Source organism: Tahibacter sp. (genome assembly GCF_035481375.1).
Lineage (GTDB): Bacteria > Pseudomonadota > Gammaproteobacteria > Xanthomonadales > Rhodanobacteraceae > Tahibacter.
Map to the genome: position 1 here is coordinate 21,382 of NZ_DATIGT010000344.1, position 18,752 is coordinate 40,133.

The 18,752-nt window shown below is 68.9% G+C and carries 18 protein-coding genes and 1 pseudogene; 6 read left to right on the forward strand and 13 right to left on the reverse strand.

Features of this window, described 5'->3' with window-relative positions; translation table 11 throughout:
* Positions 1–2: 2 nt before the first annotated feature.
* The gene (locus tag VLF18_RS22830; protein WP_325281934.1) at positions 3–1,469 is read right to left on the reverse strand and encodes a DUF1800 domain-containing protein; all 1,467 of its coding nucleotides are present in this window, start codon (positions 1,467–1,469) and stop codon (positions 3–5) included.
* A gap of 295 nt (positions 1,470–1,764) precedes the next feature.
* Here VLF18_RS22830 and VLF18_RS22835 point away from each other — a divergent pair, with 295 nt between their 5' ends.
* From VLF18_RS22835 to VLF18_RS22855, 5 genes are all read left to right on the forward strand, one after another.
* Positions 1,765–2,094 carry a hypothetical protein gene (locus VLF18_RS22835; RefSeq protein ID WP_325281935.1) on the forward strand — a complete coding sequence of 110 codons (330 nt, stop codon included), beginning with the start codon at positions 1,765–1,767 and terminating at the stop codon, positions 2,092–2,094.
* A 170-nt stretch (positions 2,095–2,264) separates the two neighbouring features.
* Positions 2,265–3,302, forward strand: a complete 1,038-nt coding sequence (locus VLF18_RS22840; protein WP_325281936.1) for an agmatine deiminase family protein — start codon at positions 2,265–2,267, stop codon at positions 3,300–3,302.
* Positions 3,299–4,186, forward strand: coding sequence for a carbon-nitrogen hydrolase (locus VLF18_RS22845; RefSeq protein WP_325281937.1), 888 nt, complete (start codon positions 3,299–3,301; stop codon positions 4,184–4,186). Before VLF18_RS22840 ends, VLF18_RS22845 begins: the two co-directional genes overlap by 4 nt.
* A 10-nt stretch (positions 4,187–4,196) precedes the next feature.
* The gene (locus tag VLF18_RS22850) at positions 4,197–5,429 is read left to right on the forward strand and encodes a TraB/GumN family protein (protein ID WP_325281938.1); all 1,233 of its coding nucleotides are present in this window, start codon (positions 4,197–4,199) and stop codon (positions 5,427–5,429) included.
* Positions 5,430–5,601: 172 nt separating this feature from the next.
* Entirely contained in the window at positions 5,602–8,283 is a 2,682-nt protein-coding gene (locus tag VLF18_RS22855) for a DUF349 domain-containing protein (RefSeq protein ID WP_325281939.1), read from the forward strand.
* Positions 8,284–8,383: 100 nt separating this feature from the next.
* Here the strand turns inward: VLF18_RS22855 and VLF18_RS22860 are convergent, their stop codons facing one another.
* From VLF18_RS22860 to VLF18_RS22915, 12 genes are all read right to left on the reverse strand, one after another.
* Complete coding sequence (locus VLF18_RS22860) at positions 8,384–10,726, reverse strand: DNA internalization-related competence protein ComEC/Rec2 (protein ID WP_325281940.1); 2,343 nt, start codon at positions 10,724–10,726, stop codon at positions 8,384–8,386.
* Between the two features lie 129 nt (positions 10,727–10,855).
* Complete coding sequence (gene lolD, locus VLF18_RS22865) at positions 10,856–11,557, reverse strand: lipoprotein-releasing ABC transporter ATP-binding protein LolD (RefSeq protein WP_325281941.1); 702 nt, start codon at positions 11,555–11,557, stop codon at positions 10,856–10,858.
* A complete protein-coding gene (locus VLF18_RS22870; protein WP_325281942.1) occupies positions 11,550–12,791 on the reverse strand; it encodes a lipoprotein-releasing ABC transporter permease subunit in 1,242 nt (413 codons plus the stop codon). Before VLF18_RS22870 ends, lolD begins: the two co-directional genes overlap by 8 nt.
* A 97-nt stretch (positions 12,792–12,888) precedes the next feature.
* A complete protein-coding gene (locus VLF18_RS22875; RefSeq protein WP_325281943.1) occupies positions 12,889–13,326 on the reverse strand; it encodes a protein YgfX in 438 nt (145 codons plus the stop codon).
* On the reverse strand, positions 13,298–13,546 hold the full coding sequence (locus tag VLF18_RS22880) for a succinate dehydrogenase assembly factor 2 (RefSeq protein WP_325281944.1): 249 nt from the start codon (positions 13,544–13,546) through the stop codon (positions 13,298–13,300). Before VLF18_RS22880 ends, VLF18_RS22875 begins: the two co-directional genes overlap by 29 nt.
* Positions 13,543–13,959: a hypothetical protein gene (locus VLF18_RS22885; RefSeq protein ID WP_325281945.1), complete on the reverse strand. Its 417-nt coding sequence runs from the start codon at positions 13,957–13,959 to the stop codon at positions 13,543–13,545. Before VLF18_RS22885 ends, VLF18_RS22880 begins: the two co-directional genes overlap by 4 nt.
* 1 nt (position 13,960) lies before the next feature.
* On the reverse strand, positions 13,961–14,749 hold the full coding sequence (locus VLF18_RS22890) for a succinate dehydrogenase iron-sulfur subunit (protein ID WP_325281946.1): 789 nt from the start codon (positions 14,747–14,749) through the stop codon (positions 13,961–13,963).
* A 101-nt stretch (positions 14,750–14,850) separates the two neighbouring features.
* The gene (locus tag VLF18_RS22895) at positions 14,851–15,201 is read right to left on the reverse strand and encodes an Mpo1-like protein (protein WP_325281947.1); all 351 of its coding nucleotides are present in this window, start codon (positions 15,199–15,201) and stop codon (positions 14,851–14,853) included.
* Positions 15,202–15,210: 9 nt separating this feature from the next.
* Positions 15,211–17,034 (reverse strand): succinate dehydrogenase flavoprotein subunit, encoded by a 1,824-nt coding sequence (gene sdhA / locus VLF18_RS22900; protein WP_325281948.1) that lies wholly within the window; start codon positions 17,032–17,034, stop codon positions 15,211–15,213.
* 4 nt (positions 17,035–17,038) lie between these two features.
* Complete coding sequence (gene sdhD / locus VLF18_RS22905; protein WP_325281949.1) at positions 17,039–17,431, reverse strand: succinate dehydrogenase, hydrophobic membrane anchor protein; 393 nt, start codon at positions 17,429–17,431, stop codon at positions 17,039–17,041.
* Complete coding sequence (gene sdhC / locus VLF18_RS22910) at positions 17,428–17,823, reverse strand: succinate dehydrogenase, cytochrome b556 subunit (protein WP_325281950.1); 396 nt, start codon at positions 17,821–17,823, stop codon at positions 17,428–17,430. The genes sdhD and sdhC overlap by 4 nt, the downstream gene beginning before the upstream one ends.
* 91 nt (positions 17,824–17,914) lie before the next feature.
* The gene (locus VLF18_RS22915; protein ID WP_325281951.1) at positions 17,915–18,085 is read right to left on the reverse strand and encodes a DUF1674 domain-containing protein; all 171 of its coding nucleotides are present in this window, start codon (positions 18,083–18,085) and stop codon (positions 17,915–17,917) included.
* A 218-nt stretch (positions 18,086–18,303) separates the two neighbouring features.
* On the opposite strand from VLF18_RS22915, the pseudogene VLF18_RS22920 reads away from it, so the two are divergent.
* Positions 18,304–18,752, forward strand: a pseudogene (locus tag VLF18_RS22920) (folate-binding protein); the annotation flags it as partial.

Consider the following 18,752-nt stretch of genomic DNA (forward strand, 5'->3'; position numbering starts at 1 on the left):
CCTCAGCGGTACTGCGAATACGGCGACGCGAGCAGCAGCGCGCCGAGTTCGCGGGTCGTGTCGTCGAGCCGGCTCGACGGCAGCGGTGCGGAGGGATCGCCGCCGGCAGCGGCGTAGTCGATGAGCAGGCTGCGCGCGTCCGCGGCGAGCGGCCGATGCAGCAGCCGCTGTGCGAGCTTGTCGACGAGCGCGGTCGGCGTATTCGCATTGCCGCGCAGCGCGGACGCATCGACGTACAACGGCGCGTTCGGACCGCGCTGCATCAGCGCAAGCACGAAATTCCAACGCGCCAGCAGCGCCGCCGTGTTGAGCCAGTAGCCCTGCGCGTCGGGATAGCCGTTCGGCGCGGGCCAGTCCAGCGGCGCGTGGCCCTGCTCGGTCAGCGCCGTCGTGACGGGACGCAGACCGCCTTCGCCGTCGATGCGCGCGGCGCTCGCGCGCAGACTTGATTCGACATATTCCGCAGGCCGCTTGAACTTCCGGTCGGCGCTCGCGCGGAACTCGGCCGATCTCAGCACCGCCGCGACGGTGACGCGGATGTCGCCGCCGCTGTTGCGGAACACCGTGGCGACGGTCTCGACGAGGGATGCAGCCGGCGCGTCTTCGACGAAGCGGACCAGGAGCTTGCGCGCGATGAAATGTGCCGTCGACGGATGCGTCGCGAGCAGATCGAGTACTGCGAGGCCGTCTTCCTCGCCGCGATTGGCCGGAAGAGAATGGCCGAGCACCTGCTTGGCGCCATAGTCGTGGCGGCCCGGATAAAAATAGTATTCGTGATTTCGTATACCCCAGCCGGTAAAGCAGCGGGCGACTTCCTTGACGTCGGTTTCGGTATAGCCGCCGTCGACGCCCAGTGTATGCAGCTCCATGAGCTCGCGCGCGTAGTTCTCGTTCGGGCCGTCGACGACGTTCGTCGCGTTGTCGAGGTAGCCCAGCATCGCGGGACTGCGTGCGGTCGCGTGCAGCAGATCGGCGAAACGGCCCAGCGCATGCGCGCGGATGACGTCGCGATCGTCGCTGGTCTTGTAGAAACGCGCGCGCGCTTCGCTGTGCGTGACGTTGAAGTGGTTCGACCAGAACTCGACCATCACTTCGTACAACTGGCGCCGGCTGTAGATCTGCCGCAGCACGGTCGCGTTGCGCAGTTCGACCTGCGGAATACGCCGCGTCTGGTTATCGCCGCCGGCGTAGTCGCGCATGATCTGCGCATTGGTCATCGTCAGCGTCGTGAGGCCGGCCAGTACACGATCGAGCGCACTGTCGTCGAGCTGCATGGGATCGAGCTGTTCGTCGATGAACGCGTTGACGCCGATCGTGCGAACGCGCGCGAGCGATTCTTCGGTGAGGCCGAAACTCGTGCGCTGGAGCAGATGTACGGCCGCATCGGGTTGCGGCAGGGTTTTGGAATGCACCGGCGCGGCCGCGAACAGCGCGGTCAGCAACGAGCGTCGGGCGAGCTGTGCCTGCATGGCGACTCTCCGTTTGAGTGGACAGCAAGAAATGCCGCCGCAGCCGCGGTCGGCTTCCCTCCCTGATCCGGAACGCCGCAGGCGTGAGAGCGCTTCCCCGCGGGCCGCAGCGCCGGATCGACATCCGGGCGCGGCGCGCCTCGCACCCGGTGCCGACGACCAACGCGGCTTGCCACGATCGGTTGACCCGGCAGCGGCCTGAACCAAGCGCAGGCTGGTTCATGGAAGTTCGCGCAACCTTCTGTTACAACGCGGATTGCCGCATCTGGTCCCTGAAAGACCGAGGAGAACCGTCATGACTTTCCGCCTTTCCCCGCTGCTCGCCGCCCTGGGTCTGGCCGTCATCGCCAGCAGTGCCGGTGCCGACACCCTGCTGATGGAACGCACGCAGAAAGAAACCGCGATGGCACTGCCGTCACGCGGCATGTCGATGGCCCAGGTCGAGAGCCGCTACGGCGCACCGCGCGCCAAGCTCGATCCGCGCGGCGGCAACAAGCCGCAGCATCCGGTCATCAATCGCTGGGAATACGACAACTTCATCGTCTATTTCGAACGCACGCATGTCATCGACGCGGTCGTCAAGCGTGCCGACTCGACCGAGATCGGCGTCAAGAAGAATCGCTGAAACCTGCCGCCGGCGCGCCGCGCGCGCGCCGCTGCCGGCACCCCGCAAGCCCTTGTCGCACAAGGGCTTGGTCAGGGCTCTTCGCTCCGCTATGCTGCGCGATTCCGCGACGCGGCTGAGCGTTCCGTTCGGCCGCACTGCGCATGTCCTGCTTTGAAAGGAATGCCTTGGTGACGTCCACATCCGCATTGCGCCTGCCCGCCGAATGGGAAGCGCAGTCCGCCGTACTGCTGGCCTGGCCTCACGACGACACCGACTGGGCCGAGCGCCTGGCCGACGTCGAAACCACTTACGCCGCACTGATCAGCGCGATCACGCGTTTCGAAGACGCCGTGATCTGCGTCGCCGATTCCGCCATCCGCGAGCGCGCCGGGGCTCTGCTGCGAGACGCCGGCGCCGACGCCGCCCGGCTGCGCTTCGTCGAGATCGCCTACGATGACACCTGGCTGCGCGATTCCGGCCCGATCACGCTGGCCGACGGCAAGCATTTCCAGCTGACGGATTTCCGCTTCACGGGCTGGGGCGGCAAGTTCGAGGCGAGCCGGGACGACGAACTCGTGCGCGGCCTCATCGCACGCGACGTGTTCGTACCGGCCGCGCACCGGCGCATCGACTGGGCGCTCGAGGGCGGCGGCATCGAGTCCGACGGCGCCGGCACGATCCTGACCACGTGGAAATGCCTGAACCAGCGGCATCCCGAACTCAGCCGCGCGCAGATCGACGACGTGCTGCGCAACAGCCTCGAAGCGCAGCGCATCCTCTGGCTCGACCGCGGCTATCTCGAAGGCGACGACACCGACGCGCACATCGACACGCTCGCGCGTTTCGCGCCAGGCAACGCCATCGTCTACCAGGACTGCGACGACCCGGACGACGTGCACTACGCCGAACTCAACGCGATGGCCGAGGAACTCGCGGCGCTGCGCACCGTCGAGGGCGACCCCTACCGGCTGCACGCCCTGCCCTGGGCGCGGCCGATCCGCGACGGTGAACGCCGCCTCGCCGCGTCATACGCGAACTATCTGATCGTCAATGGCGGCGTGCTGATTCCGGCCTATGGCGACGAAGCCGACGACGAGGCCGCGCGTGTCATCGCCGCGGCGCATCCGGGACGCACCATTGTGCAGATTCCCTGCCGCCCCCTTATCTGGCAGAACGGAAGCCTCCACTGCGTGACGATGCAGCTGCCGAAAGGAGTACTCGCATGAAATCGCCGACCCTGCGCGTTGCGCTGCTGCAGGAAACCGATCGCGGCAGCGTGGCGGCCAATCTCGACGCGATCGAGGCCGGGCTGCGCGAAGCCGCCGCGGCCGGCGCGGAACTCGTGCTGCTGCAGGAACTGCACAACGGTCCGTATTTCTGCCAGCACGAGCACGTCGGCGAATTCGATCGCGCCGAAACCATTCCCGGCCCGAGCACCGAGCGCATCGGCGCGCTGGCCGAGGAGCTGAAGCTCGTCGTCGTCGCGTCGCTGTTCGAGCGCCGTGCCGCGGGGCTCTATCACAACACCGCCGTCGTCTTCGACCGCGCGCGCGCGATCGCCGGGCGCTATCGCAAGATGCACATTCCGGACGATCCGGCGTTCTACGAAAAATTCTATTTCACGCCGGGCGACCTCGGCTTCGACCCGATCGGTACGTCGGTCGGCAAGCTCGGCGTACTGGTCTGCTGGGACCAGTGGTATCCGGAAGCGGCGCGGCTCATGGCGCTGGCCGGCGCGGAACTGCTGCTCTATCCGACCGCGATCGGCTGGGACCCGCAGGACGAGGATGCCGAGAAGCAGCGCCAGCGCGATGCCTGGATCACGGTGCAGCGCGGCCATGCGGTCGCCAACGGCCTGCCGTTGCTCGCCTGCAACCGCACCGGCTTCGAAGGGGCGCCCGAAGGCGGCCGCGGCCTGCAGTTCTGGGGCACGAGCTTCGTCGCCGGACCGCAGGGAGAATTCCTCGCCCAGGCGGGCACGGACGCGCGCGAACTCCTGATCGCCGACATCGATCTCGCACGCAGCGAGAACGTGCGGCGCATCTGGCCGTTCCTGCGCGACCGGCGCATCGACGCCTACGACGACCTGCTGCGCCGCTTCCGGGACTGATCAGAACTACATGACGACCGAAGACCCCCGCCCGGAAGATTTCGGGCCTCCCGATCCGTTGCAGGATCAGCCGATACGCCGCGTCACGCTGAACGACACCGAATTCGTGCTGCTCGGCACCGCCCACGTGTCGCGCGCGAGCGTGGCCGCCGTGCAGGCGCTGATCGAGCGAGAGCCGTTCGACGCGATCGCGGTCGAACTCGATTCGAACCGCCATGCCTCGATGCGCGATCCGGAACTCCTGCGCAAAATGGATCTGTTCCAGGTCATCCGCCAGGGCAAGGCCGGCCTCGTCGCCGCGAACCTCGCGCTGTCGGCCTTCCAGCGCCGCCTCGCCGAGCAGTACGGCATCGAGGCCGGAGCCGAACTCAAGGCCGCGTTCGAAGCGGCCGAGGCGCGCTCGATTCCGGTCTGGCTGATCGACCGCGACATCGGCGTCACGCTCAAGCGCGCCTACCGCAGCGTCGGTTTCTGGGACCGCATGGGCATCCTCAGCGGCCTCGGCGCGAGCGTGCTGTCGAGCGACGAGATCGGCGAACAGGACATCGAGAAGCTCAAGCGCGGCGACATGCTCGAAAGCGCGTTCTCCGAGTTCGCGCGGGAATCCGAGCCGCTGTATCGCAGCCTCATCGCGGAACGCGACAGCTACATGGCTGCGCGCCTGCGCGAAGAGCAGATCAAGACGCCGGCGCGCCGCGTGCTGGCCGTCGTCGGCGCGGGTCATCTCGCCGGGCTCGAACGCGAGCTGCGCGAACAGAAGGCGCCGCCGGTGCCGCTGCGCGCGACGCTGGATGCGGTACCGCCCGGTGCGCGCTGGCCGAAATGGCTCGCGCTCGGCCTGTTCGTCGCGATCGCGATCGCGGTCGTGCTGCTGTTCAAGCGCGATGCGAGCCTCGGCACCGACGCACTGCGCGACTGGATCCTGTTCACGGGCGGCCTGGCCGGACTCGGCGCGCTGCTCGGCGGCGGCCATCCCTTGTCGGTGCTCGCCGCCGCCGTGGTCGCGCCGCTGAAACCGTTCCGTCCCGGCATTCCGCCCGGGGTCGCGAGCGCGGGCATCGAGATCTGGCTGCGCAAACCGCGCGTCGCCGATTTCGACAGCCTGCGCCACGACGTCAGCGTCTGGACGGGCTGGTGGAAAAATCGCATTTCCCGCACCTTGCTGGTTTTCCTGCTGACGAATCTCGGCGGCATGATCGGCGTCTGGCTCGCGGGTTTCCGTATTCTCAAGAGCCTGGCCTGATGCGCGGCCACACGGCACGCGAACCCGGCCGCGGCATTCGCGGCACGACGGCCGCGTGCGGCAGTCCGCGCACCGGTCGCCGTCCGGCGACGGCATCCACTGATGCGCCGGAGCCCTGCTCCGGCGCCCTTACATCGGCAGTCGCGACGCGACTTGCGAGGTCTGCAGCGTAATGAAACTCGCCCGTTTCCTGTTCAAACCCCGCTGGCAAAGCAAAGACGTCGCGACGCGACGCGGCGCCGTCGCCGAACTCAACGACGCCGAACTCGTCGCTGCGTTGCCGACGATCGCGCGCAATGACGCCGATGCCGGCGTGCGCCTCGCCGCGCTGCGACGGCTAAACCACTACGAAGCCTGGCGCGAACGCTCAACGGCCGATCCCGACAGCAGCGTGCGCGATACCGCGCGTGCCGCGTATGTCGCGATGCTGACGGGCAGCAGCGCCGGCCTGCCGCCGCTGGAGCGGCGCATCGCCGAACTCGACACGCTGTCGGGCGAGGAGATCGAACGTGTCGCGACCCAGGGCAGCGATCCTGCGCTGCGCAGCGCCGCGCTCGAACGTGCGACGCGACCGAGCCTGCTCGCCGACGTCGCCGCCAACGACGCCGACCCGAAGCTGCGCCTCGTCGCGTTGTCGCGCATCAGCGACATCGACGCGCTCGCGCGCGTGGCCGAACGCACGCGCAAGACCGACAAGGTCGTCAGCCGCCTCGCGCGCGACCGCGCCGAGGCCGCGCGCATCGCCGCGGGCGATGCCGGTGCGATCGAGCAGCGCGCGCGCCAGCTCTGCGAACGCATCGACGCGCTGCTGTCGCGCCCGCGCAGCGAACGCGCCGGCGAACTCGCGGCGATCGACGAGGCCTGGACCGTGCTCGCCGGCAAGGCGCCGCGCCAGTTCGCAGAACGCTTCGAATCGACGCGCAGCTTCCTGCGTTCGGACACCGAGGAAGCCGCAGCGGAGCGCGGCAGACTGCGCGCGCTGCGCACGCGCCTCGACGAAGCGCTCGCGACCGCGCAGCCCGATACCGGATCGCTCGAAGCGCTCGCGCGCGACGCCGCCGAAGCCATCGCCCAGAGCCGCCACGAACTGCCCGAACGCGAGCGCGTCGAAGTGCTGCTCGTGCAGCTGACGCAGCGCCTCGCGCAGCACGCCGTGCGCACGCGCGAAGCCGCCGAGAATGCCGTGGCACAGGCGCAGGAAGCCGAGACGCGCCGCGAGGCGACGCTCGAGGCGCTCGCCGCGCAGGCGCGCTTCGACGCCGCGATCGAGCGCGCTCAGGCCGACAAGGAGAAGCAGCGCGAACAGCATCAGGCGCTGCGCCGCGATCTCGACAATCTCGTGATCGAACTCGAAAGCCAGCTCGAAGCCGGCGACCTCGCCCACGCGCTGCAGACGCACGCGCGCATCGCCAACCTGCTCGAAGGCCTGCCGGCGCTCGCGCGCCACGACAAGCGTCTGCTCAACGCCGAGGCGCGCCTGGCCGAACTCAAGCGCTGGCAGCGCTGGTCGGGCAACGAACGTCGCAAGCAGCTCTGCGAGGCGATCGAGGCGCTGCCCGGACTCGGCCTGCATCCCGACGCCGTCGCGACGCGCGTGCGCGAAGCGCGTGCCGAGTGGCAGCAGCTCGACGCGCTCGACGGCGACGCCGACGCGCGCGGCAGCCTCGGGCTCGGCCGCCGCTTCCAGGCACTCTGCAGCCAGGCGCTCAAGCCGGCGCAGGGCTACTTCGCCAAGCGCGACGAACTGCGCAAATCGAATCAGGAAACCATCGAGGCGCTCGTCGTCGCGGCGGAAGCCGAGGACCTCGCCGCAGCCGCGCCGGCCGCGCTGAACAAGCAGCGCCGCACGATAGCCGACGCGCTGCGCGCACTCGACGGCATCGATCCGCGCGCACGCAAGACGATCGCGCAGCGCCTGAAGGATCTGCTGGCGCGCATCGATGCGCACCTCGACCAGCAGGCCGCCGAGGTCGAAGGCGCGAAGCGCCGTCTGATCGCCGAGGCCGAACGGCTTGCCGCGAGTGCCGATGCAGCCGCCGCCGCGCGCGACGTCCGCGATCTGCAGGCGCGCTGGAAGGCAGCGGGCAACGGCCGCCGGCGGACCGACGAAGCGCAGTGGAAAATTTTTCGCGGCCATTGCGATGCCATCTTTGCGCGCCTCGACACGGCGCGGCGCGAGCGCGACGACGCCGATGCGGCCGCGCGGGCGCAGGGCGAGGCACTGATCGACGAACTGACGCAACTCGCCGAATCGGCGACCGACGGCCAGCCGGCCGCGCGACGCGAACTCGAACAGCGCTGGAGCGCGCTCGACCTGCGCGACCGCGAAGTGCAGCGCCGCTGGCAGCAGCAGCTCGACGCGATCGACGCACAGCGTGAGCGGGCGCAGCGCCGCCGTCGCAATGCGGCGTTCGACGCCGCACTCGTGCGCCTCGGCCTCTGCGAAGCGGTCGAACTCGGCCAGCGCGATGCCGAGCAGGTCCGCGGCGAATGGGCAGCGAGCGACTCGGCCGGCAGCCTCGACGCCGCGCTGCAGCAGCGTTTCGATCACGTGGCGACCGCAGCAGCGGACACGAGCGCCGAAGCGCTCGATGCGCGCCGCGACCTCTTGGTCGCGCTCGAATTCCTCGGCACCGTGGAAACGCCGGCCGAGGACAAGGCGCGACGCATGGACCTGCAGATCGCCCGCCTCTCGCAGCACATGAGCGGCGGCGGTGCGCGCAGCGCGCGCGACGAATTCACGGCGCTGCTTGCGCGCTGGATCGCCTTCGGCCCGCTGCCTGCCGCCGATTCCGCGATCTGGCAGGGCCGGTTCCGTCGTGCGGCTGAAGCCGTGCTCGCACAGCTCGATTGATCGACGGGAACCGGAGCCGGGAATCGTCGGGCCGAGCGAGGATGCTTTTTGAGTTCGGCGGCCTTGACCGCTTTTTGCTTCTACGATTCCCGATTTCCGGCTACTCACGCCAATACCGCCCCCGCTCCCGCCGGCAGTGCTCGATCGTGCGCGGCGGCGCAGATACGGAAAAATAAATCCGTATACATCCGGCCGATGCCGTGTTGACGACCGGGATCCCGCGCTCGCGATAGCGGGCAAGCACGTCGGCATGCGGATGACCGAATCGGCTGCGGTGTGCGGCGGAAATCAGCGCCTGCTGCACCGACAGCCCGTCGAGCAGCGCCGCGCTCGACGAGGTCTTGCTGCCGTGATGCGGGACGACGAGTACGAGCGGCGCGCTGCCGGCCGCCGCGGCGACGGCCGGTTCGACGTCGGCGCCGATGTCGCCGGTCAGCAGCAGGCGCGCATGGCCGCTGCGCACGAGCAGCACGCAGGAGCCGTCGTTGTCGCTGCCGCGGAACGCCGGGCCGGGATGCAAGGTCAGGAATTCGACCGCGTCCCACTGCCAGCGCTGACCGGCACGACAGGGTTCTCCGTGTCCCGGCGCGATCTGCGGATCGCCGAGCAGCAGCGTCGTCGGCGGCAGTTCGCGCCGCACGGCCGCGGCGCCGCCGGCATGATCGCTGTCGGCATGACTCACGACGAAGGCGTCGAGCCGGCGCACGCCGAGCGCGCGCAATGCCGGCACGACGACGGCATCGCCGAGGTCGAATCCGGACGGAAACCGCGCGCCGGCATCGTAGAGCAGCGTGTGATGCGCCGTGCGAACCAGCACGCTGAGACCTTGGCCCACGTCGATGACGGTGGCTTCGAAATCGCCGGGGACGGGTCGCGCCGTCGACGGCGCGAGCTGCGGCAGCAGCAGCGGCAGGCCGAGCAGCCGCAGCGGTACGCCGCGCGGCAGCAGCAGCCAGAGCACGCCGAGCGAGGCGAGCACGAACGCGCCGGTCGACGCCTCGGCGAAATGCCACGATGCGAGCGGCCAGCGCGCCTGCCACTGCAGCAATTCCCATTGCGGCGCGAGCAATGCGGCGGCGAGTGCGAGCAGCGGCGCGCCGAGCGCCGGCAGCGGCACGACGAGCAAGGCGCCCGCGAGCGTCACCGGCACGACGACGAAGCTGATCCATGGGACGGCCACGAGATTCGCGATCGGCCCGACCAGCGACGTCTGCGCGAACAGCCAGACGCCGAGCGGCAGCAGGCCGACGCTCATCGCGAACTGCGCGGGCGCGAGTTCGCGCCACCACGCCCGCGGCGGTCCGTCGCGCGCGACATGCACGAGCAGCGCGACGCCGGCGAACGACAGCCAGAATCCGGCCGAGAGAATCGCGAACGGATCCGCGAAGAGAATCGCGCCGAGCGCGAGCGTCAACGCCTGCGGCGCGCCGAGATTGCGGCGCAGCCCGCGCGCGAGCGCGACGGCGGCCAGCATCAGCAGCGTGCGCTGCGTGGCGACGCCGAATCCGGCCAGCGCCGAGTAGATCGTCGCCGCGGCCAGCGCGAACGGCGCTTCCAGCAGCACGCCCGGTACCGCGAGCACGGCGGAAGGCCACAGCCGCCAGAGGCGGCGCACGCAGAACGCGGTCGCCAACGCGAGCATGCCGACATGGAAGCCTGAGATCGCGACGAGATGGCCGACGCCCGTCGCGCGCAGCACCTGCCAGTGTTCCTCGTCGAAGCCGCGCTGGTCGCCGACGGCGAGCGCGCGCAGCAGGGCCGCGAGACGCGCGTCGCCGATGCGCGCGTCGATCGCGTCGGCGATGCGCTGGCGCCAGGCGTCGACGCAGAAATCATCGACGCGTGTTTCGCGCGGCATGGCCTCGTCGCGCACGTAGCCGGTCGCGACGAGGCCCAGTTGCAGCGCCTGCCGCTCCATGTCGAGCCCGCCCGGGTTGACGGCGCCGCGCGGCCGCTTGAGCCGTGCGCGCAATTGCCATTGCGCGCATGGCCGCAGCGGCGGTGCCGCGCCGTACCAGGCCAGGCGAATGCGACCACGGAACGCGAGCGCCGCGCCGTCCCGGCGCGCATCCAGAACGTAGGCATCGAAGCGCATTGCCTCGCCTCGCCGTTCCGGCAGGCCGATGAGGCGCAATCGAAGATCGAGATCGGCACCTTCGAGCGCGACCGGCAGGCGCTGCCGCAGCGCAAGATCCGAACGCCAGCCGACCCACGCGGCGCCGATCAGCATGAGTGCGAGCCAGCGCGACAGCGGCCAGCGCCACAGCAACGCGGCAGTGAGTACGGCGGCCGCCCAGAGCGGCGCGGGCGGCAGCAGCGGCGCGAGCTGCAGCAGCAGCGCGCCCGCGAGCATCGCCAGCCATGCGGCCGGAGCCAGCGGATGGCGCAGACGATCAGCCGAAAACTGTCGCGCCCAGGCGAGCCCTGCCGCAATCCGTCGCATCGCCAGCCTCCGTGCCGGTGTCGAGGACAGCATCGCGGCCGCGCGCGATCACCGACAGCGGCGAACGCCGCGCGCGCGGATCGGAAAATTCAGAACGAATCGCCGGCAGCGCGGCGACGAGGCAGCGCCTCAGCCCTGCGTCGTCAGCTTTCCGCCGTGCAGTTCGAGCACGCGATCCATGCGCCGCGCGAGCCCGCCGTCGTGTGTCACGAGTATGAAGCTCGTGCCGACTTCGCGATTGAGTTCGAGCATCAGCGCATAGACCTGCGCGGCGTTCTTTTCGTCGAGATTGCCGGTCGGTTCGTCGCCGAGCACGCAGGCCGGCCGCGTGACGAGCGCGCGCGCGACCGCGCAGCGCTGGCGCTCGCCGCCGGACATCTCGCCGGGCTTGTGTTCGAGGCGCTGGCCCAGCCCCACGCGCGCGAGCAGGTCGCTCGCCTCGCGCCGCGCCTGCGCGATCGGGGTGCCGCGGATCAAGAGCGGCATGCAGACGTTTTCGAGCGCGGTGAATTCCGGCAGCAGATGATGGAACTGATAGATGAAGCCGAGCGAGCGGTTGCGCAGCTCGCCGCGCGCGCGGTCCGACAGCGCCGACATGCGCTGGCCGACGACGTCGATCTCGCCGGCGCTCGGCGTGTCGAGTCCGCCGAGGATATGCAGCAGCGTGCTCTTGCCCGAACCCGACGCGCCGACGATGGCCAGCGTCTCGCCGCGCGCGAGCGTGAAGCTCACGTCGGCGAGCACGTCGGTGCGCAGCGCGCCTTCCTGATAGGTCTTGGCCACGTTCGTGGCGCGCAGTACGACTTCAGTCACTGCCGCGTCCTCATTCATAGCGCAACGCCGCTGCGGGCTGCGTGCGCGCCGCCCGCCACGCGGGATAGATCGTCGCAACCAGCGAGAACAGGAACGCGAGCGCGGCGATCATGCCGACGTCGCTCCACTGCATGTCCGACGGCAGGTCGCTGATGTAGTAGACGTCCGACGGCAGCACCGAAATGTCGAGCTTCTTCTCGACGAACTTGACGATGTCTTCGAGATTCAGCGCCAGCAGGACGCCGAGCAGCGTTCCGATCGCGATGCCGATCGCGCCGACGAGAACGCCCTGCACCATGAACACGCCCATGATGCTGCGCGGACTCGCGCCGAGCGTGCGCAGGATCGCGATGTCGGCCTGCTTGTCCTGCACGAGCATGACCAGCGTCGAGACGAGATTGAACGCGGCGACCGCGACGATGAGCGACAGGATCATGAACATCACGCGCTTCTCCATGGCGATCGCCTTGAAGAAGTTCGCGTGGCCCTGCATCCAGTCGCGCACGCGATAGAAGCTGCCGAGTTCCTGCGACAGGCCCCGCGCGACCGTGAATGCGCGGAACAGGTCATCGAGTTTCAGGCGCAGGCCGTCGGGGCCGTCGGTCTGGTAGAGCCGCTGCGCGTCGGCCAGATGCACGATCGCGAGGCCGGCGTCGTATTCCTCCATGCCGACCTCGAAGATGCCGACGACGGTGAAGCGCTTGAGCCGCGGTACGGCGCCGACCGGCGTCGCGCGGATTTCCGGCGCGTAGACGACGACCTGATCGCCGACATCGACACCGAGCTTGTACGACAGCTCGCGTCCGAGCACGATGCCGAAGCCGCCGGCGACGAGGTCGTCGAGCCTGCCGGCCTTCATCTTGCGGTCGACCTCGGACACCTTCGGTTCTTCCTGCGGCAGCACGCCGCGGACGATCGCGCCGCCGACGCGGTCGCCCTGCAGCATGCCTTCGCGCTCGATGAACGGCGCGGCGCCGAGCACGTGCGGATTCGCCTCGGCTTTCTTCTGCGCGCCAGCCCAGTCCTGCATGCTGCCGTCGACGCTGCTGATCGTCGCATGCGAGACCATGCCCAGGATGCGCGTGCGCAGTTCGTTGTCGAAGCCGTTCATGACCGAGATCACGACGATCAGCGCCATGACGCCGACGGCGATGCCGGCCATCGATACGAGCGAAATAAAGGAAATGAAATGATTGCGGCGCTTGGCGCGCGTGTAGCGGAGGCCGATGAACAGCTCTAGCGGTCGGAACATGGCCGGGGGTCGCAATCCTTGGAAACGGTTCAGACCGGAGAATCGGGCGAGAGTGCAATAGGCGCCGCGGGCGCGCAAGGCGCGCCGTCCGCGGTGTTCAGCGCGAGGCCGGCCGCAGCGCTTCCTGGGCCAGCCTGACGCGCAATCGCCGGCGCGTGGCGCCGTCGAGGTTGTCCGGCAGCAGGTACAGCGTGACGCCCTCGCCCGCCTCGCTGCGCAGTCGCACGAGCAGCATGAGGCCGAGCGCGTGCCAGCCGAGCAGTTGCGCGGCAGTCAACGAGCGTGATTCGTCGAGCAGCGTCCAGACGCCTTCGGCATTCCAGCCGACGCGCTGCCAGCGCCGGGGCTGCAGCCGCCCGATCCGATGCAGCGCGACGAACAGCACGACGCCGCTCGCGCCTGCCGCGAGCCACGGTGTCTCGCGCAGCCCGCTGAACCAGAGCGCGAGCACGGCCAGCACGGACACTATCCAGGCGATGGCGCGCAGCAGCGCCGAGGGCCGCAGTTCAAATGCGATCGCGGCCGCGGATGTCATCGACGATGGCCTGCCAATCCTCGCGCGGCGCGCGCTCGCGTCCGACCAGCCAGTTCCAGAGATCGGGGTCCTGTACGTCGAGCAGTTCGGCGAAGGCGGTCTGCGCCGACGCGCCGGCAGCCGCATAGCGCGCGTCGAGCCACCAGCCGACGAGTGCATCGAGTTCGCGCGTCCCGCGGCGGCAGCGCCAGCGCAGCCGCGCGACCGTGGCGTCGTTCACGCGGCATCGCCCGGTGCGGCGCGCTCGCGGCGTTTCATCAGAAGCGCCGCGGCGACGCCGATCGTCGCGGCCGGCAGCACGAACACGAGGATCGCGAGCAGCACGCGCAGGTTCGTGATGCTCGGCAGGTTCATGCCGAGTGTGAACAGCAGGCAGGCGATCCAGGCCCAGAGCAGGCTGGTCCAGCCGCGTTCGGCCGGCGGCTGACGCTGCACGACGAGGAAGCCGATCGTCAGCGGCGCGATGCTCAGCGCGAACCAGCTGACCGGCGCGCGTGCGAGGCGCCAGAGGTCGGGACTCAGCTTGAATATCGCCCAGACCGCGACGCCCCCGATGAGCCCCGCGACCAGCGTGTAGCCGATGAAGCGCAGCGGCGAGAACGGCGGCTGCGCGGGCGTCGCGTCGGAGGCCATGTCAGGCGCCCTGGCGCAGAACCATCAGTTTCTTGATCTCGGCGATGGCCTTGGCCGGATTCAGGCCCTTCGGGCAGGTCCGCGCGCAGTTGAGGATGGTGTGGCAGCGGTACAGGCGGAACGGATCCTCGAGATCGTCCAGGCGCGCGCCGGTGTCCTCGTCGCGGCTGTCGATGATCCAGCGATAGGCCTGCAGCAGGATGGCCGGACCGAGATAGCGGTCGCCGTTCCACCAGTAGCTCGGACACGAGGTCGAACAGCAGGCGCACAGAATGCATTCGTACAGCCCGTCGAGCTTGGCGCGGTCTTCCTTGGACTGCAGCCGCTCGGCGTCCGGCGGCGGCGCGCTCTGCGTGCGGATCCACGGCTTGATCGACGCGTACTGCGCGTAGAAATGCGTGAGATCGGGTACGAGATCCTTGACCACGCTCATGGCCGGCAGCGGATAGACCGGCACGTCCTTCGCGCTGCAGTCGCCGACGGCCTTGGTGCAGGCCAGCGTGTTCGTGCCGTCGATGTTCATCGCGCACGAGCCGCAGATGCCTTCGCGGCAGGAGCGGCGGAAGGTCAGGGTCGGGTCGATCTCGTTCTTGATCTTGATCAGCGCGTCGAGAACCATGGGGCCGCAATTGGCCATGTCGACGTCGTAGCTGTCCACGCGCGGGTTCTGGCCGTCGTCCGGATTCCAGCGATAGACCTTGAACGTGCGCACCTTGCTCGCGCCGGCCGGAGCCGGGAAGTGCTTGCCCTTCTGCACTTTGGAATTCTTGGGCAGGGTGAACTCAGCCATCTTGCGGACTCCGGGAGGCGGCGATCGCCTCGATTTCTAGGATGTTGCGCCCGACTGCGCGACGCGGCGCGTAGACATCGGCGGGCACGATCGCGACGGGATCAGCCACGCGCGAAATTCCGCGCCCACTGACCGCTCAGCACGAAGCGCGGGAACGTGACGAACTGCTCGACGAACACGCGGCCGACGAAATCGAGCGGACCGTCGAACGGAATCGGCGCCACGGCTTCGCGCTTGTGGCCGATGCCCTGCACCGCGAACGCGAACACCGCAAAGACGAAAGCGATGCCGGCACCGACGTAGAGACCAGCGACGAGCAGGCGCACGGTCGCGAGGATGCCGGCGATGAAGGCCGGCACCGCGACGATGTGCAGCAGCAGGTTGACGCGGTCGCGGTGATTGTCCGCGTAGGTGCGCCACTGCCATGCGATGAGCCCGCCCTCGCGTGCCATCGTCGCTCCTCAGTACGTACGCGCTTTCGGCGGAACGGCCTGCACTTCGTCGGTGAGCGTATACATGTGCACCGGACGGTAGTCGATCGCGGTCTTGCCGTCCGCATCGACCGTGCAGATCGTGTGCTTGAGCCAGTTCTCGTCGTCGCGCTTGCCTTCGTGACCGAGATTGCCGGCTTCGTCGTGGGTCCAGAAATCCTCGCGCGCCTGCGCGCCGCGGGATTCCTTGCGGTTTTCCGCCGAGACGATGGTCACGAGCGCCTGGTCGAGCAGGTTCTGCAGCTCCAGCGTTTCGATGAGGTCGGAATTCCAGATCAGCGAACGGTCGCTGACGCGGACGTCCCTGTACGCCGCATGGCATTCGCGCATGCGCTCCACACCGCGCTTGAGGCCCGCGTCGGTGCGGAACACCGAGGCGTCTTCCTGCATCGTGCGCTGCATGCGCAGGCGCAGATCGGCGGTCGGCGTGGCGCCGTTCGCATGGCGCGCACGGTCGAGGTTCGCAAGCGCCGCGTCGCAGACCGACGCCGGCAGATCCTTGTGCGGAGAGCCCGGCTTGATGACCTCGGCCGCGCGGTTGGCCGCGGCGCGGCCGAACACGACGAGATCGAGCAGCGAGTTCGAGCCGAGACGGTTCGCACCGTGCACCGACACGCAGGCCGCCTCGCCGATTGCGAACAGGCCCGGCACAACCGTGTCGGGATTGTCGCCGACCTTGCGCACGACTTCGCCGTGGTAATTGGTCGGAATGCCGCCCATGTTGTAGTGCACGGTCGGGATCACCGGGATCGGCTGCTTGGTCACGTCCACACCGGCGAAGATGTGTGCGCTCTCGGCGATGCCCGGCAGCTTTTCGTTGATGACCTCGGGACCGAGGTGCATCAGGTTCAGATGGATGTGGTCGGCATTCGCACCGACACCGCGGCCTTCGCGGATCTCGATCGTCATCGCGCGGCTGACGACGTCGCGCGAGGCCAGATCCTTCGCGTTCGGCGCGTAGCGCTCCATGAAGCGCTCGCCCTTGGAGTTGGTGAGATAACCGCCTTCGCCACGCACGCCTTCGGTGATGAGGCAGCCCGCGCCGTAGATGCCGGTCGGATGGAACTGCACGAATTCCATGTCCTGCAGCGGCAGGCCGGCACGCAGCACCATGCCGCCGCCGTCGCCCGTACAGGTGTGTGCCGAGGTCGCGCTGAAGTAGGCGCGGCCGTAGCCGCCGGTCGCGAGCACGACGGCATGCGCGCGGAACAGGTGGATCGTGCCTTCGGCCATGTCGAGCGCGATGACGCCGCGGCAGACGCCCTCGGAATCCATGATCAGGTCGAGCGCGAAGTACTCGATGTAGAAACGCGCGTCGTGCTTGAGCGACTGCTGATACAGCGTGTGCAGGATCGCATGGCCGGTGCGGTCCGCCGCGGCGCAGGTGCGCTGCGCGGTGCCCTTGCCGTAGTGCGTGGTCATGCCGCCGAACGGACGCTGGTAGATCTTGCCGTCTTCGGTGCGCGAGAACGGCACGCCGTAGTGTTCGAGCTCGATCACGGCCGGAATCGCCTCGCGGCACATGTATTCGATCGCGTCCTGGTCGCCCAGCCAGTCCGAGCCCTTGATGGTGTCGTAGAAATGAAAGCGCCAGTCGTCCTCGCCCATGTTGCCGAGCGCGGCGGACATGCCGCCCTGCGCCGCGACGGTGTGCGAACGCGTCGGGAACACCTTCGTGATGCAGGCCGTGTTGAGGCCCTTGGCCGCCATGCCGAACGTGGCGCGCAGACCGGCGCCGCCGGCACCGACCACGACGACGTCGTACTTGTGCTGCTGAATCTTGTAACTTTGCATGTGCTCAGCTTCCGAGGGCGATGCGGACGACGGCGAGGACGCAGGCCAGCGCACCGAGCACGCAGAGGAATTTGACCGCGAGCTGGGAGGCGATCTCCAGGCCCGGCGTGTGGACGTAGTCTTCGATCACGACCTGCAGGCCGAGCTGCGCGTGCCAGAACACGCTGACCACGAACGCGACCATGAGCACGGCGTGGCACGGATGCGCGACGAGGGCGCGCGCGCCGGCGTAGTCGAGATGGATCAGGCTCAGCGCGAGCCAGACGAACCAGAACGACAGCGGCACCAGCGCGACGGCGGTGATGCGCTGCACCGTGAAATGATGGGTGCCGCCGCGTGCGGAGCCGAGACCGCGGACGGTCTTGAGCGGCGTGCGGAGCTTTCCGTTGTCGCTCATGCGCCACCCCGCTGCAGCAGGACGCAGGCCCAGACCAGCGCGGTCAGCACGAACGAACCGGCGACGGCGACCCAGCCGGTCATGACGAAGGTCTTGATCTCGAAGCCGGCGCCGGTGTCTTCGAGCAGGTGACGCAAGCCGTTGAGCAGGTGATACGCCAGCGACCAGGTCCAGCCGAGCAGCAGCAGCTGACCGAACACCGAGGCGCAGCAGCTCTGCACGTTTGCGTAGGCTTCAGGCCCCGCGGCGAGCGCCGCCAGCAGGCAGACCAGGAGCACCGTCCCTGCGGCCAGCGCGATGCCGGCGGCGCGATGCAGAATCGAGGACACCATCTGGATCTGCCAACGGTAGATCTGGAGGTGCGGTGACTTGGGTCTTGCCGCTTGAGGCATGGTCGCCATCCTTTACGCCAACCGGGGTTTCCGATCCGGCGTTGCCGCGCTTTTCGAACTCGCACGACGGATTCAGCCCGCCGCGACGCGCTCAGAAATCGATGCAACGACCATTCTTTTCCCAGTCGCCGTAGCGGGTCGGCTCCGGCCCCTGGCGGCCGCCGATTTCGCGCGGACGCGATGCAGCGTCCGTCGGTGCGGGAGCGCTGGGCTCGGGCACGACGCGATCTGGCGGAACTGGCTGGGAAGTGGATTCGGGCATAGGTCTTGAAGCGGCGCGAAGGTTAACGCCCGCGCCCCCAACTGACAACCCTGGCGCAGCGCACAACGGCCGGCTGCGAGCGCGCTGCGACCAAGGTCGGAACGTCCGCGCCCGGCCGCGATCGCCCGGCCCGGCCGATGCAGCGTCGCACGGCGAATCACGGTGATCGCGGCGGGGGTTTTGCGATACTCGCGTCTTCGCGCCAGCAGGAAATCCGCGTGCCGCCGACCGCTCCGACCGAACTCATCGAACTCGCCGGCCCCGACGCCGGCGCCTTTGCGCAGGCGCAGTTCTGCAATGACGTGACCGGCCTGCCGGTCGGCGGCAGCCAGCTCAATGCCTGGCTCAATCCGCAGGGTCGCGTGCGACGCCTGTTCCATCTGATCCGCGCCGACGAGGCGCGCTTCCTGCTGCTGCTTCGCGGCGGCAGCGCGGCAGCCGTCGTACCGACGCTGCGCCTGTTCGTGCTGCGCCTGAAAGTACGCGTCGAAGCGCCGACGGGCTGGCAGTGGGCTGAAGTCGTCAGCGACGCGCCGGCCGCGGCCGGCGACTTCGTCGCGGCGCTGCCGGAAGGACGCCGGCTGATCCTGAGGGACAACGCCGCGGTCGACGGGCTCGGCTTCGCCGACACGCTTGCGCGCGACATCGAGGCCGGCCTGCCGTGGCT

What these genes read in the sequence shown, in the direction of transcription:
- VLF18_RS22830 (WP_325281934.1), bottom strand. Translation starts at nt 1,469, where the DNA reads ATGCAGGCACAGCTCGCCCGACGCTCGTTGCTGACCGCGCTGTTCGCG.
- VLF18_RS22835 (WP_325281935.1), top strand. Translation starts at nt 1,765, where the DNA reads ATGACTTTCCGCCTTTCCCCGCTGCTCGCCGCCCTGGGTCTGGCCGTC.
- VLF18_RS22845 (WP_325281937.1), top strand. Translation starts at nt 3,299, where the DNA reads ATGAAATCGCCGACCCTGCGCGTTGCGCTGCTGCAGGAAACCGATCGC.
- VLF18_RS22850 (WP_325281938.1), top strand. Translation starts at nt 4,197, where the DNA reads ATGACGACCGAAGACCCCCGCCCGGAAGATTTCGGGCCTCCCGATCCG.
- VLF18_RS22855 (WP_325281939.1), top strand. Translation starts at nt 5,602, where the DNA reads ATGAAACTCGCCCGTTTCCTGTTCAAACCCCGCTGGCAAAGCAAAGAC.
- VLF18_RS22860 (WP_325281940.1), bottom strand. Translation starts at nt 10,726, where the DNA reads ATGCGACGGATTGCGGCAGGGCTCGCCTGGGCGCGACAGTTTTCGGCT.
- lolD (WP_325281941.1), bottom strand. Translation starts at nt 11,557, where the DNA reads ATGAATGAGGACGCGGCAGTGACTGAAGTCGTACTGCGCGCCACGAAC.
- VLF18_RS22870 (WP_325281942.1), bottom strand. Translation starts at nt 12,791, where the DNA reads ATGTTCCGACCGCTAGAGCTGTTCATCGGCCTCCGCTACACGCGCGCC.
- VLF18_RS22875 (WP_325281943.1), bottom strand. Translation starts at nt 13,326, where the DNA reads ATGACATCCGCGGCCGCGATCGCATTTGAACTGCGGCCCTCGGCGCTG.
- VLF18_RS22885 (WP_325281945.1), bottom strand. Translation starts at nt 13,959, where the DNA reads ATGGCCTCCGACGCGACGCCCGCGCAGCCGCCGTTCTCGCCGCTGCGC.
- VLF18_RS22890 (WP_325281946.1), bottom strand. Translation starts at nt 14,749, where the DNA reads ATGGCTGAGTTCACCCTGCCCAAGAATTCCAAAGTGCAGAAGGGCAAG.
- VLF18_RS22895 (WP_325281947.1), bottom strand. Translation starts at nt 15,201, where the DNA reads ATGGCACGCGAGGGCGGGCTCATCGCATGGCAGTGGCGCACCTACGCG.
- sdhA (WP_325281948.1), bottom strand. Translation starts at nt 17,034, where the DNA reads ATGCAAAGTTACAAGATTCAGCAGCACAAGTACGACGTCGTCGTGGTC.
- sdhD (WP_325281949.1), bottom strand. Translation starts at nt 17,431, where the DNA reads ATGAGCGACAACGGAAAGCTCCGCACGCCGCTCAAGACCGTCCGCGGT.
- sdhC (WP_325281950.1), bottom strand. Translation starts at nt 17,823, where the DNA reads ATGCCTCAAGCGGCAAGACCCAAGTCACCGCACCTCCAGATCTACCGT.
- VLF18_RS22915 (WP_325281951.1), bottom strand. Translation starts at nt 18,085, where the DNA reads ATGCCCGAATCCACTTCCCAGCCAGTTCCGCCAGATCGCGTCGTGCCC.